This window comes from Pseudomonas sp. P106(2024) (genome assembly GCF_057480815.1).
Genome location: NZ_JBLIYU010000023.1, coordinates 23,535 through 36,009, shown reverse-complemented (window position 1 = coordinate 36,009; position 12,475 = coordinate 23,535). Strand labels below are relative to the sequence as shown.

10 protein-coding genes are annotated in these 12,475 nt (G+C 65.5%); 3 read left to right on the top strand and 7 right to left on the bottom strand.

Translation table 11 applies throughout. From position 1 onward, the window contains the following. Positions 1–70 precede the first annotated feature (70 nt). Positions 71–1,174: a sugar diacid recognition domain-containing protein gene (locus AC25M7_RS24200; protein WP_028692075.1), complete on the bottom strand. Its 1,104-nt coding sequence runs from the start codon at positions 1,172–1,174 to the stop codon at positions 71–73. Between the two features lie 155 nt (positions 1,175–1,329). On the opposite strand from AC25M7_RS24200, the gene AC25M7_RS24195 reads away from it, so the two are divergent. Beyond that, positions 1,330–2,658, top strand: a complete 1,329-nt coding sequence (locus AC25M7_RS24195; RefSeq protein ID WP_028692076.1) for an MFS transporter — start codon at positions 1,330–1,332, stop codon at positions 2,656–2,658. 99 nt (positions 2,659–2,757) lie between these two features. Here AC25M7_RS24195 and AC25M7_RS24190 read toward each other — a convergent pair whose 3' ends face one another. Together AC25M7_RS24190 and AC25M7_RS24185 are read right to left on the bottom strand one after the other, a co-directional pair. Further along, positions 2,758–3,867, bottom strand: coding sequence for a DmpA family aminopeptidase (locus tag AC25M7_RS24190; protein WP_088852610.1), 1,110 nt, complete (start codon positions 3,865–3,867; stop codon positions 2,758–2,760). Positions 3,868–3,884: 17 nt separating this feature from the next. Next, complete coding sequence (locus AC25M7_RS24185) at positions 3,885–5,249, bottom strand: APC family permease (protein WP_028692078.1); 1,365 nt, start codon at positions 5,247–5,249, stop codon at positions 3,885–3,887. Positions 5,250–5,454: 205 nt separating this feature from the next. Between AC25M7_RS24185 and AC25M7_RS24180 the strand changes: the two genes are divergently transcribed. Further along, complete coding sequence (locus AC25M7_RS24180; protein ID WP_062363376.1) at positions 5,455–6,252, top strand: helix-turn-helix transcriptional regulator; 798 nt, start codon at positions 5,455–5,457, stop codon at positions 6,250–6,252. A gap of 42 nt (positions 6,253–6,294) precedes the next feature. On the opposite strand, the gene AC25M7_RS24175 is transcribed toward AC25M7_RS24180, so the two are convergent. The 4 genes from AC25M7_RS24175 to AC25M7_RS24160 form a co-directional block, all read right to left on the bottom strand. Further along, positions 6,295–7,677, bottom strand: coding sequence for an aspartate aminotransferase family protein (locus tag AC25M7_RS24175; protein ID WP_486971559.1), 1,383 nt, complete (start codon positions 7,675–7,677; stop codon positions 6,295–6,297). A 22-nt stretch (positions 7,678–7,699) separates the two neighbouring features. Next, on the bottom strand, positions 7,700–9,190 hold the full coding sequence (locus tag AC25M7_RS24170) for an aldehyde dehydrogenase (protein ID WP_062363370.1): 1,491 nt from the start codon (positions 9,188–9,190) through the stop codon (positions 7,700–7,702). 68 nt (positions 9,191–9,258) lie between these two features. Beyond that, positions 9,259–10,107 (bottom strand): helix-turn-helix transcriptional regulator, encoded by an 849-nt coding sequence (locus tag AC25M7_RS24165; RefSeq protein WP_062363367.1) that lies wholly within the window; start codon positions 10,105–10,107, stop codon positions 9,259–9,261. A 163-nt stretch (positions 10,108–10,270) separates the two neighbouring features. Further along, positions 10,271–11,179 (bottom strand): RHS repeat-associated core domain-containing protein, encoded by a 909-nt coding sequence (locus AC25M7_RS24160; protein WP_082750489.1) that lies wholly within the window; start codon positions 11,177–11,179, stop codon positions 10,271–10,273. Positions 11,180–11,395: 216 nt separating this feature from the next. Here AC25M7_RS24160 and AC25M7_RS24155 point away from each other — a divergent pair, with 216 nt between their 5' ends. Continuing rightward, the gene (locus tag AC25M7_RS24155; protein ID WP_486971558.1) at positions 11,396–12,466 is read left to right on the top strand and encodes an enoyl-CoA hydratase/isomerase family protein; all 1,071 of its coding nucleotides are present in this window, start codon (positions 11,396–11,398) and stop codon (positions 12,464–12,466) included. The last annotated feature ends 9 nt before the right edge of the window (positions 12,467–12,475 follow it).

Here is a 12,475-nt window from a genome sequence, read left to right as displayed (position 1 = left end):
GCGCCAGAGCGGCCTCGGTCGGATGCACAAAACACAAGGGCGTTGTTTGGGCGGATGCCTGTTCGCGACGCTACAACCCCTTTGCCGGCAACAGCTGCAGTCCCAGATACAGACTCAACATCCCCTCCATCCGCAACGGATCCACTTCCCCCAACTCGGCAATCCGCTCCAGTCGATAACGCAGGCTGTTGCGATGGATCCCCAGCGCCTCGGCACAGGCTTGGCTCTGACCATCATGGGCGCACCAGGCGCGCAAGGTGAGCAGCAACTGGCCGCTGGCATCCTTGGCGCGGATGCGTTGCAACGGTTCGAGCAGTTCATCCAGCGCATCGTCGTTGCGATGCCGCCAGAGCAACGCCGGCAGGCGATAGCGGGCCAGGCTCAGCAGGCGTTCGTCAGGCAGCACTTCTCGGCCATAGGCCAGCAGGTCGCGCACCCGTCGATAGCCACGGCGCAACTGCTCAAGGCTCTGCGCCGGACTGCCCAGCGCCAGACGTTCCACGTCCCAGCCATGGCGCTGCAGGCGCTCGAACAGGCGCGGCTCGTCCAGCACCACGCCCGCCGGACGGCACCACAGCAACGACTGGCGCGCAGGACTGACACACCAGCTGTCCGGGTAACGGTTCATCAGCCAGGCCGACAGCGCTTCGGCCGGCGGCCCGGCGCGCAGTTCGAACAGACAGGGAATCCGTGGCAGGTTGGGCTTGAGCCCCAGTTGCTGGGCCTCGTCGACCAGGCGAGGTGAATCACCGCTGCCACCCAGCAACAGCGCCAGCAGGTCGTCGCAGCGCTGGCGACGCCATTGCTGCTCCACCTGCAGGTGACGCTGGGCCAGCAACATCTCGGCGGTCATGCGCACCAGCTCGCCGTAGGTGCGCAGTTGCTGCGGATCACCGGTCAGCCCCAGCACGCCGATCAGCCGGCCATCGAGCATCAGCGGCAGGTTGACACCGGGCTGCACGCCTTTGAGGCACTTGGCCGCGTCCGTATCCAGTTCAACGATACGACCGTTGGCCAGCACCAGCTGCGCGCCTTCGTGGCGGGTATTGATGCGCTCGGGCTCGCCACTGCCGAGAATCAGGCCCTGGCTGTCCATCACGTTGACGTTGCACGGCAGGATGGCCATCGCCCGATTGACGATGTCCTGGGCCAGGTCGTGGTCCAGCTCGAACATTCCAAGTGTCCTTCGACTTTGGTCGGCGGCACAGCAGCCTGCACCTGAGGCTGTGCAAAAGCACAAAGACAGCCGCGCTACACTCCCCGAGACTGCTCAAGGCGAGCGCCGGCACAGGCGACGCGGTGACAACCATAACAACAGAGAACCCGATCATGGCACACAGCCCCGCCCCTGACCAAGGCATCGAGAGCACCCGCAACGCGCTGTACCGGCGCATTACCCTGCGGCTGATCCCGTTCATTTTCATCTGCTACCTGTTCAACTACCTGGACCGCGTCAACGTCGGCTTCGCCAAGTTGCAGATGCTCGACGCGCTGAAGTTCAGCGAAACCGTGTACGGCCTCGGCGCCGGCATCTTCTTCATCGGCTACGTGCTCTGCGGCCTGCCCAGCAACCTGGCGCTCAACCGCTTCGGCCCCAGGCGCTGGATCGCGCTGATGATGATCGCCTGGGGCAGCCTGTCCACCTGCCTGCTGTTCGTCACCACCCCCACCGAGTTCTATGCCCTGCGTCTGCTCACCGGCGCCGCCGAGGCGGGCTTCTTCCCCGGCGTGGTGCTGTATCTCTCGCGCTGGTTCCCGGCCGACCGCCGCGGCCGCATCATGGCGCTGTTCATGTCGGCGATCCCGGTGTCCGGCCTGCTCGGCGGACCGTTCTCCGGCTGGATCCTCGACCACTTCGCCGCCGGCCAGCATGGCCTGGCCGGCTGGCAGTGGATGTTCCTGATTCAGGGGCTGCCCACCGTGGTACTCGGCGCGCTGGCGATCGTACTGCTCAGTGACGGTTACCAGAGCGCCCGCTGGCTGAGCCCGGCCGAGCGCCAGCTGATCGAGGCGGACCTGAAGGCTGACGCCGCCAGCAAGCCGGCCACCCGCGGCGACAGCGTGCTGTCGGTGCTGAGCAACCCGCTGATCTGGACCTTCGGCTTCGTCTACTTCTGCATCCAGAGCGGTGTCTACGCCATCAACTTCTGGCTGCCGTCGATCATCAAGAACATGGGCTTTGACAGCCCGCTGCTGATTGGCTGGCTGAGCGCCATTCCCTACCTGCTGGCCGGGGTGTTCATGATCCTGGTCGGACGATCGGCGGACCTGCGCAACGAACGCCGCTGGCACCTTGTGGTGCCGATGCTGATGGGCGCCCTGGGCCTGCTGATCGCGGTGAACTTCGCCGGCAGCCCGACTATCGCCATCCTCGGCCTGTCCATCGCCACCATGGGCGCGCTGACCGGTCTGCCGATGTTCTGGCCGATGCCGACTGCACTGCTGACTGCAGGCACCGCGGTGGCGGGCCTGGCGATCATCAACTCGGTGGGGCAAATGGCGGGTTTCCTCAGCCCTTACCTGGTGGGCTTCATCAAGGACCAGACCGGTTCGACCGACGCGGCGCTGTATGCGCTGGCGGGGTTGATCGTGGTCGGCAGCCTGGTGGCGTTGCGGGTTTCGCGAGGTGGTAGTGCCGTGTTGGCTGGAGCCCGCTAGACAGCAGACAACCTCATCGCGGGGCAAGCCCGCTCCCACGTCTGTAGCCAGCCGGCACAGGATCTGTGGAAGCGGGCTTGCCCCGCGATGGTCATAACGCTAGTTGCGAGGCTTCCACCCCGCCTCGTGCAACGCCGTCAACAGCGTGTCTCCCTCCAGCGCCGGCACCACCAGCCCGCCCTTGCCCTGCATCGTCCGCCCCGCCAGCAAGGCGTTGACGATCGCCTCCTCCACCGCCTCCGCCGCCGCCATGAACAGCGCCGAGATATGGTCGTTGTTGAGCATGCGCACCGCCGTGCACTGCGCCAGCCCTTTGCGCGCATAGTCCGCTGCGGGCAGGTCCTGGTTGCCGGTGGAAAACGCCAGGAAGATATCGCCGCTGGAGTCCTCGGTACCGCCGCCGGTACGGGCGATACCGATCGACGCCCGCTGCGCCAGGCGCTGGCACTGGTGCGGCAGCAAGGGCGCGTCGGTGGCGATCACCACCACGATCGAACCCATACCCGGGGTGCCCGCCTCGGCCTCGGCGAAGGGCGACGGCAGGTGACCCAGCTGACGCCCGACCGGATAGCCGTCGACCCGCAGCTCGCGCCGCTGGCCATGGTTGGCCTGGACCAGGACGCCGACGGTCCAGCCCCCCTGGTCATCTGCCAGGCGCCGCGAGGCCGTGCCGATACCGCCCTTGAACTCATGACAGATCATTCCCGTACCACCACCCACCGGGCCTTCCTGCACCGGGCCGGACTCCGCGGCCTGCTGCGCCTCGCGCACCTGCGCCGGCGTCACGTGCTGCCCCCAGATGTCATTGAGCAGGCCATCATAGGTTTCCATCACCACTGGCATGCACCAGTACACCGCGTCGTCCGGCAGGCGCTCGCGCTCGGCGGCGATCAGCGCGTCGCGCACGACGCCGACGCTGTGGGTGTTGGTGATGGCAATCGGCGTGGTCAGCAGCCCGGCCTCGCGGATCCACTCCAGCCCCGTGGCGTCGCCGTTGCCGTTGAGCACATGGCAACCGGCAAAGCACGGTTGCTGGCGGGCCGCACCCGCGCGTGGCTCGATCAGGGTCACCCCGGTGCGGATCGGCACCGGGCGTTGTTCGTCGACCAGGGTGCTGTGGCCGACCCGTACTCCCGGTACGTCGGTGATGGCATTGAACGGGCCCGGGGTGCCGTGGCCGAGGGTGATGCCCAGTTGACGCGCACGCATGTGTACTCCTTGGATGCTCACAATTTCTGGAAAGTCGGGCTGAGGCGGCCGTGGGTGCTGTACAGCACCATCGACACGGCCAGCAGCCCGAGAATGATCGACAGGTCGCGCAGCGACGCCTCGCGCAGCAAGGTCACCAGCAGCCAGCCGGCGCCGCTGACCGCCAGCAGGGCCGGCAACGGCCACAGCGGCATGCGATACGGGTGCTCACGGTCGCGCCGCAGTACCCGGCTGCACAGCGCGCAGGCCGCCACCACCAGGTAAATCAACAGCAACAGCAGCACGGTGAACGAAGTCAGTTGCTCCAGGCTGCCGGACAGGCTCAGCAATGCCGAAGGGACGGCCAGGAACAGGGTCGCCAGCCACGGCGACTCCCAGCGCGGATGGATCAGCGTGAAGGCGCGATTGAGGGTTGGCGTCCAGATCGCATCGCGGCCGCTGCTGTAGACCACCCGGCCGACCTGGATGACGATGGCGACGATGGCGTTGAACACCGAGAGGAAGATACCGGCGCTGACCAGTCGCGCCAGGGTCTCGTTGCCATGGGCGGTCAGCAGGTAGCCGATCGGATCACCGCTGGCCAGCATCGCCTGCAGCGACGGCGCGCCGATCAGCAGCGCCGCCAGTGGAATCACCTCGATCGCCACAACCACCGCCAGCGACCACAGCACTGCGCGGTGCACGGTACGGCCACGGTCCTTCATGTCCTCGGCGAGCAACACCGCGCCACCGTAGCCGTTGAAGGCGAACAGGGCCATGCCCACCGCCCCCAGCACCAGCGCCCAGGGTGCGACGACCAGGCTGCCCTGCTCGAGCATCTGCGGTTGCAGCAAGCTCGCCACTGGCTGGCTGGCGTTGCCGAAACCCAGTGTCACGATAACCAGCAACGCGGCGACCTCGCAGAACAGGAAAAGCCCGGTGATCCAGGCGTTCAGGCGAATATTGAGGATGCCCAGCGCATAGCTCGACACCACGATCACCAGGGCCACTGCCTGGGTGTCGAACGTGGTACCCAAGGCGTTGTTCAGGTAGGTGGCGGCACCGGCGGCGAGCACCGGCGGGATGAACAGCATCGAGGCCAGCACGGTGAGGAAGGTGGCGTAGCCGGCCAGCCCACCGAACACCCGCTTGGCGTACACGTACTCACCGCCGGCGGAGCTGTGGGCACGCCCCAGTTCGGCGTAGCACCAGGCGAACATCAGCGCCAGGGCCGCAGCCATGATGAAGGAAAGAAAGGCGCCGCTGCCGGCTTGCTGGATGGCGAACGGGGCGATGACGAACACGGAACTGGCCGGGGTCACCGCCGACACGGTGATGGCGACCACGTCGAACACCCCCAGCCGTTGCTGGAGCGCGCCCGTGGGCGCTGCGCTGGAGCTCATGGCGTTTTTCCTCTGGTTGTTATTGGTTGTGAGGGGAAAACCGGTCACGCGGCCGCTGGACCTGGGCTGGACTGTAGGCCGAGCGAACGCCCGGGCCAATTACCCTTAGGGGGTACGCCCCTTGACGCCGAGGTGAAAAGCTCTGAACACTGCGGGAGCCTTGTCGCGGGCGAGCCCGCTTCCTTCACTCTCATGGCGCCGCCGCATGCATAACCTGTTCACCGAAGCCAGTACCCACGCAGGCCTGGCCCGCACCGTCGAGCAGATCGGCCAGCCGCGCTTCTGGCGCCAGCTGATCCTGTTGCTGCAGCAATGGCTGGCGTTCGACAACGCGCTGGCGATGGTCTACCCGCGCGCCGGCCTGCCCCGCGCGCTGGAGATCTTCGATGCCCGGGGCGAAGGCAATCCCGAGGCCATGGCCTTGTACCTGAGCGGGCTGTACCAGCTCGACCCGTTCTACCAGGCCTGCCAGGAGCGCATCGGCGATGGTCTGCATCGCCTGGAGGAAGTGGCGCCGGACCAGTTCCGCCAGAGCGAGTACTACCTCAAGTACTTCCACGACCATGTGCTGGAAGACGAAGTGCAGTTCATTGTGCAGTTGGGTGAAAGTGGCGCCCTGTCGTTGTCGCTGGGCCGCCGCGAGCGGTTTGACAGCGCCAGTCATGGATTGCTGGCGATGGTGTGCCCGTGGGTGGTCGCGCTGATGGCCCAGCACTGGCTGCAGCTGAGCCTGCGCCCGGCGCCAGCGACGGGCATGGCCCACCAAGTACGCGACGCCATGAGCCTGTTTGGAGCGAAAGTGTTGTCGGAGCGCGAGCTGGAAATCGCCCGACTGATCCTGCGCGGGTATTCATCCAAGGCCATGGCCGAGCGGCTGGCCATTTCGCCGGAGACCATCAAGGTCCATCGCCGGCACCTGTACGCCAAGCTGGACATCTCGTCGCAGCCAGAGCTGTTTTCGCTGTTCCTGCAGTCACTGGGACATGATCCGCAGGACCCGTGACGACCCCGGGGGCGCATTGCGCCCCCGGGTCCCAAGCCAGACTCAGCGTCTGGCGACCATCCCCGCCACGCGATCCACCGCGATCCGGGTCTTGTCCACCAGCTCATCCAGCTCGCTTCGGCTGGCCACCAGCGCCGGCGCCATGATCATCCGCCCCAGGGTCGAACGGATGATCACTCCTTCCTCGAAACCGAAGGTGCGGCACTGCCAGGCCAGGTCGTTCTCGTTGGCGAAGCGCTTGCGCGTGGCCTTGTCCTCGACGAACTGCAGCGCCGCCACCAGTCCGGCGCCCTGCACCTCGCCGATCAGCGGGTGATCGGCGAACACCTCACGCAGGATGCGCTGCAGGTACGGACCGGTGTCGTCCTTGACCTGACGCACGATGCCTTCATCGCGCAAGGCCTTGAGGTTGGCCACCGCCACCGCCGCCGCCACCGGGTGGCCGGAATAGGTCAGGCCGTGGGCGAACACCCCGCCCCGCTCCACCAACGCCTCGGCGATGCGCTTGCTCAGCACCAGGCCGCCCATGGGCACGTAGCCGCTGGTCAGGCCCTTGGCGATGGACAGGGTGTCGGGCTCGAAACCGAAGTGCTGGTGGGCGAACCACTCGCCGATACGACCGAAACCGCCGATCACCTCGTCGGCGCACAGCAGCACATCGTACTGGCGGCAGATGCGCTGGATCTCCGGCCAATAGCTCTCGGGCGGGAAGATCATGCCGCCGGCGCCCTGGAACGGCTCGGCGATGAAACCGGCGACGTTCTCGGCGCCCAGTTCGAGGATCTTCTCCTCCAACTGCAGGGCGCAGCGGCGGCCGAACTCGGCCGGGGTCAGCTCGCCACCCGCGGCGAACCAGTAAGGCTCGTCGATATGCGCAACGTCCGGGATCAGCCCGCCCATTTCATGCATGAACTTCATCCCGCCCAACGCCGTGGCCGCCAGGGTCGAGCCGTGGTAGCCGTTCCAGCGGCCGATCATGATCTTCTTGCTCGGCTGGCCGACCACCTGCCAGTAGCGGCGCACGGTGCGGATCAGCACCTCGTTGGCCTCGGAGCCGGAGTTGGTATAGATGGCGTGGCTGTAGTGACCCGGCAACAGGCTGAACAACAGCTCGGACAGTTCGATCACCGCCGGGTGGGTGGTGTGGAAGAACATGTTGTAGTACGCCAGCTGGTCCATCTGCGCGGCGGCGGCAGCGGTCAGGTCCTTGCGGCCATAGCCGAGCTGGGTGCACCACAGGCCGGACATGCCGTCCAGATAGCGGCGGCCGTCGTTGTCCCACAGGTACAGGCCTTCACCGCGGGTGATGACCCGTGGGCCCTCGGCGTTGAGCGCCTTCTGGTCGAGGAAGGCGTGGATGTGGTGGGCGGCGTCGCTGGCCTGGTAGTCGCGGGTGTCGCGTTTGGGCGAGAAAGGTGCGTTCATTGTTGTGCTCCTCGGGTGAATGTCAGCGCAGCTGGATCCAGGTGGTCTTGAGCTGGGTGTACTTGTCGAACGAATGCAGCGAGAGGTCGCGGCCAAAGCCGGACTGGCGCCCGCCGCCGAAGGGAACGGTCACATCCAGGGCATCGACGGTGTTGACCGACACCGTGCCGGCCTTCAGCCGCCGGGCCACGCGGTGGGCGCGGTTGAGGTCGTCGCTCCAGACCGATGCGGCCAGGCCGTAGACGCTGTCGTTGGCCAGGGCGATGGCCTGCTCCTCGTCGTCGAAAGCACTGACCGCCAGCACCGGGCCAAAGATCTCCTCGCGGGCCAGGGCCATGTCCTGGCGCACGTCGGTGAAGATCGTCGGCGTGATGAAGTTCTGCGAGCCGTTGACGCTCAGCCGCTCGCCGCCGCACAGCAGGCGCGCGCCCTCGGCCCGGCCCTGGGCGATGGCCGCCTCGATGCGCGCGGTCTGCCCGGCATCGACGATGGAGCCGGCGCGGCTGGCCGGGTCCAGCGGGTCGCCCGGCAACCATTCACGGGCCTGGCGAAGCAGGCGCTCGACGAACTCGTCATGGATCGAGCGCTGCACATACAGCCGCGAGTTGGCCGAACACACCTCGCCCTGGTTGAAGAAGATGCCGAACGCCGCCTTCTGCGCCGCCAGATCGAGGTCGCGGCAGTCGTCGAACACCAGATTCGGGCTCTTGCCGCCGCATTCGAGCCACACCTGCTTGAGGTTGGACTGCGCCGAGTACTGCATGAAGTACTTGCCCACCTGGGTCGAGCCGGTGAACACCAGGCAGTCCACGTCCGGGTGCAGGCCCAGGGCGCGGCCCGCGGTCTCGCCCAGGCCTGGTACCACGTTGAGCACACCCTCTGGCAGCCCGGCCTGCAATGCAAGCTCGGCAAGGCGCAGGGCCGAGAACGGCGACTGCTCGGCGGGCTTGAGCACCACGCTGTTGCCTGCGGCCAACGCTGGGGCAACCTTCCAGGCGGCCATGTCCAGCGGGAAGTTCCACGGCACCACCGCGCCGATGACGCCCAGCGCCTCGCGGCTGATCATTGCCACGGCGCTGGCCGCGGTCGGCGCGACCTGGTCGTAGAGCTTGTCCAGCGCCTCGCCGTACCAGGCGAAGACGTGGGCTGCGCCGGGGACGTCGATGTTGTAGGCGTCCATCACCGGCTTGCCCATGTTCAGCGAATCGAGCAGCGCCAGCTCCTCACGGTGGGCCAGCATCAGCTCGGCCAGGCGCAACAGCACGCGCTTGCGCTCGGCCGGTGCCATGCGTGCCCAGGGGCCGTGCTCGAAGGCTCGGCGGGCGGCACGCACCGCTTGGTCGATCTCGTCGTCGGCGCAGGCGGCGACCTGGGCCAGGCAACGCCCGGTCGCCGGATTGACGGCGGCGAAGGTGACGCCGTCGCGGGCCGCCACCGGGCGGCCGTCGATCAACGCGGTGGTGATGAAGCTTTGCCGTGCAGCGCGCTGCTGCCAATCGCTTTTCGTATGCACGCAGGTCTCCCCTCCGGCCACACGCGGGGCCGGTGATTGTCGTTGTCTGGATGAGGTAAAACGGTGGTTCAGCGCCGTCGCAGGTAGCTTTCCAGCGGGTCCTTGCTCAAGCCTTCCTGGGCCTGGGCCAGCGAGGCAATGAACAGCGAGAACAGCTCGGCCTGGGTGGCGATGTCGAGCTTGGCGTAGAGGTTCTTGCGATGGGTCTTGACGGTGTCCTCGCTGATCCCCAGGCGCTCGGCCAGCGAGCGCGTGGAATGGCCGCGCAGCAGGTACTGGGCGACATGACATTCGCGCTCGGTGAGCAGGGAGGAGCCGAAATTGTTCAGCGCGGCGTTGATCTGCCGCCCCAGCGCGCTCTCGAAGCGTCCGCCCAGGGCCTCGGCATCCAGCTGCCCCCAGTGTCGGCGCACCACCGCCACCACCCAGGCGGCGACGCACTTGAGCTCGGCCACCTGGCGGCTGCCCAGGCGCCGGGTGCTGCCCAGGGCCACGGCGATGGACAGCTGGGCGTCCAGCGGCACCAGGTAGTTGAGTTCGTCCTCCAGGTGGGCATGCTGGTAGAACGAGGTGTAGTACTCGCTGCGCTTGAAATGATCGGGGGCGACATCGCTCAGGCGATAGCAGCCGGCGGCCACCCCGTCCATGCAGGCGCGGTAGAACGGGCACAACAGGTAGTAGCCTTCGAGGTACTTCTGCACGTTGCCTTCGGGCAGCCAGGGCCCCTCGTCGTCCTTGGCGAACAGTGCCGAGGGTAGACCTTTGCGTGGGTACAGGAACACCGTGATGGCCTGGCACGGCGCCAGTTGGTTGAGGGCGGCGAACAATGCCTCGACGAAAACGGGTGTGCCGATGGCGTCGACCACGCGGGCCATCTGCGCATACCAGTCGGGCGAATTCAGCTGGGCGTTGCTCATTGTTATTGTCCCCGCCAGGGTGAGTGCTGGGCGGGATTGTTTCATGGGGGGGACGGGGCGGCTATCACCCTTCGGGGTGAGGAACTCGGTGGATTACCAGCATGAATTGATGAGGCTAAAGCTCTGCGAGGGAGCAAGAGATACACGACGACAATAGGTTGAGCTAACCCGATGCTCCCCGAAAGACGCTAAGTACCCGGCTGAGGTCAACCGCCATATCGTCCATCAGTAGTGCGTTATCCGCAGCTGCGAGGTGTTCGGGCAGCATACCTTGCAGCAGGTTAGGTTCAAAATCATCAGGATTTGCATGAACGGTTCGCAGGTACAACTCTGCCTGTCCCTTGGAGTAGATAGAAATCCGTTCACGAGCGCCAGGGACAGTTTTGACATACTGCCCAAGTTCGGCAGGGTACAAGCGCGTCATGTTCCTTACATCAAGAGGATCGGATACGCCCCGTCTCAACACTGGCTGATAACTATATGCAGAAAAACTCGGAGGACGACTACCGATATGGCTATAGACAGTGCCAGCACCCGAGATGTCCCCCGCGACCATCTGCGCACTTTCAGCTGGCAAGATTCTGCCTTGCTTTTCAAGTACTCGCACAGCTCGCGATGCCAATGTGTCAGGACGCTGTTGAAGGTGCCAGGCCCCCAGGGAGAACTTGAGCGACTGGCGCAAGCGCCCCCAACCTGTGCTGTGCTTGATATGCCCCGATGGATCACTGGCGTTCATCGGATCATTCAAACAATACGCGTATGCATTGACTCCGGCTTTGCCGAAAGGACTCCAGCTATCAGGCGAATTGAAACGCATCAGCAAAGGGTTGAATCCTCGGTAGCCATTACCCAACAGATAATGCTCAGTAAACGCCTCACTGAGAGTTCCGGTGTACCCCAGGCGGTGAGCTGTGGCTTGCTGTCCTCGGCTGCCAAAGGGCGCATAGCTGTACGAGGCCGAAGACGTGAACAAAATGGATCGCTGCCGATCGGATGGTGATAGACAGATGAAACGCCTGATTTTAAGCAACGTATCAACCCTCCCGGCAAGACAAGAAATCCAATATGGCATACCTTTCACTGCCTCACAGCTGGTAGAAATATCAGGTGCTTCGGCGCCATAGCGCTAAAGTGAGCTCACGTCCGCAAGCGTGCCAGGGCAAAAATGCAGGCTAGCCCTGCAGATTTGCCAATTGTGCGAGGTAATTTTGCATGACAGGATCGTTCGATCCGCCCGCGCATTCCAGGACTTCACTTGGAAAATCAATAACAAAGCAGGGAGACCGCGATGACCGCGCATGCTCAACCCTCGGCAACGGATCAGGTACTGGCCGAGGTCCGCAACCACATTGGCCACCTCACCCTCAACCGCCCCGCCGGCCTCAACGCCCTGACCCTGGACATGGTGCGCAGCCTGCAGCGCCACCTCGACCAGTGGGCCCAGGATCCGCAGGTGCACGCCGTGATGCTGCGTGGCGAGGGGCCCAAGGGCTTCTGCGCCGGTGGCGATATCCGCTCGCTGCACGACAGCTACAAGGCCGGCGAGAAACTCCACGAGGACTTCTTCGTCGAGGAATACGCCCTGGATCTGTGCATCCACCGCTACCGCAAGCCGGTGCTGGTGCTGATGGACGGTTTCACCCTCGGCGGCGGGATGGGCCTGGCACAGGGTTGCGACCTGCGCATCGTTACCGAACGCAGCCGCCTGGGCATGCCCGAGGTGGGCATCGGCTACTTCCCTGATGTCGGCGGCAGCTACTTCCTGCCCCGGGTACCGGGCGAGCTGGGTATCTACCTGGGCGTCAGCGGCAGCCAGATCAAGGCGGCCGATGCCTTGTACTGCGGCCTGGCCGACTGGTATGTCGACAGTGAGAAGCTCGCGGTCCTCGATGACAGGCTCGACCGCCTGGCGTTCGGCGCCAACCCGCTCAAGGACCTGCAAGGCTTGCTCGCCGGGTTGGGCACCCAGACCTTGGCGGACGCGCCACTGGCGCAACTGCGCCCGGTGATCGACCACTTCTTCGCCCTGCCCGACCTGCCGAGCATCATCGAGCAGTTGCGCGCCGTGACCATCGGCGACAGTCGCCAGTGGGCGCTGGACACCGCCGACCTGCTGGAAACGCGCTCGCCGTTGGCCATGGCCGTGACTCTGGAACTGCTGCGTCGCGGCCGCCACCTGGCCCTGGAAGACTGCTTCGCCATGGAACTGCACATCGACCGCCAGTGGTTCGCCCATGGCGACATCATCGAAGGCGTGCGCGCCCTGATCGTCGACAAGGACAAGCAACCCCGCTGGAATCCGCCGACCCTGGCAGGCCTCACCACCCAGCGGGTCGACCAATTCTTCGAAGGCCTGTGAGCCCGGGAG

What these genes read in the sequence shown, in the direction of transcription:
- AC25M7_RS24200 (WP_028692075.1), bottom strand. Translation starts at nt 1,174, where the DNA reads ATGTTCGAGCTGGACCACGACCTGGCCCAGGACATCGTCAATCGGGCG.
- AC25M7_RS24195 (WP_028692076.1), top strand. Translation starts at nt 1,330, where the DNA reads ATGGCACACAGCCCCGCCCCTGACCAAGGCATCGAGAGCACCCGCAAC.
- AC25M7_RS24190 (WP_088852610.1), bottom strand. Translation starts at nt 3,867, where the DNA reads ATGCGTGCGCGTCAACTGGGCATCACCCTCGGCCACGGCACCCCGGGC.
- AC25M7_RS24185 (WP_028692078.1), bottom strand. Translation starts at nt 5,249, where the DNA reads ATGAGCTCCAGCGCAGCGCCCACGGGCGCGCTCCAGCAACGGCTGGGG.
- AC25M7_RS24180 (WP_062363376.1), top strand. Translation starts at nt 5,455, where the DNA reads ATGCATAACCTGTTCACCGAAGCCAGTACCCACGCAGGCCTGGCCCGC.
- AC25M7_RS24175 (WP_486971559.1), bottom strand. Translation starts at nt 7,677, where the DNA reads ATGAACGCACCTTTCTCGCCCAAACGCGACACCCGCGACTACCAGGCC.
- AC25M7_RS24165 (WP_062363367.1), bottom strand. Translation starts at nt 10,107, where the DNA reads ATGAGCAACGCCCAGCTGAATTCGCCCGACTGGTATGCGCAGATGGCC.
- AC25M7_RS24160 (WP_082750489.1), bottom strand. Translation starts at nt 11,179, where the DNA reads ATGCCATATTGGATTTCTTGTCTTGCCGGGAGGGTTGATACGTTGCTT.
- AC25M7_RS24155 (WP_486971558.1), top strand. Translation starts at nt 11,396, where the DNA reads ATGACCGCGCATGCTCAACCCTCGGCAACGGATCAGGTACTGGCCGAG.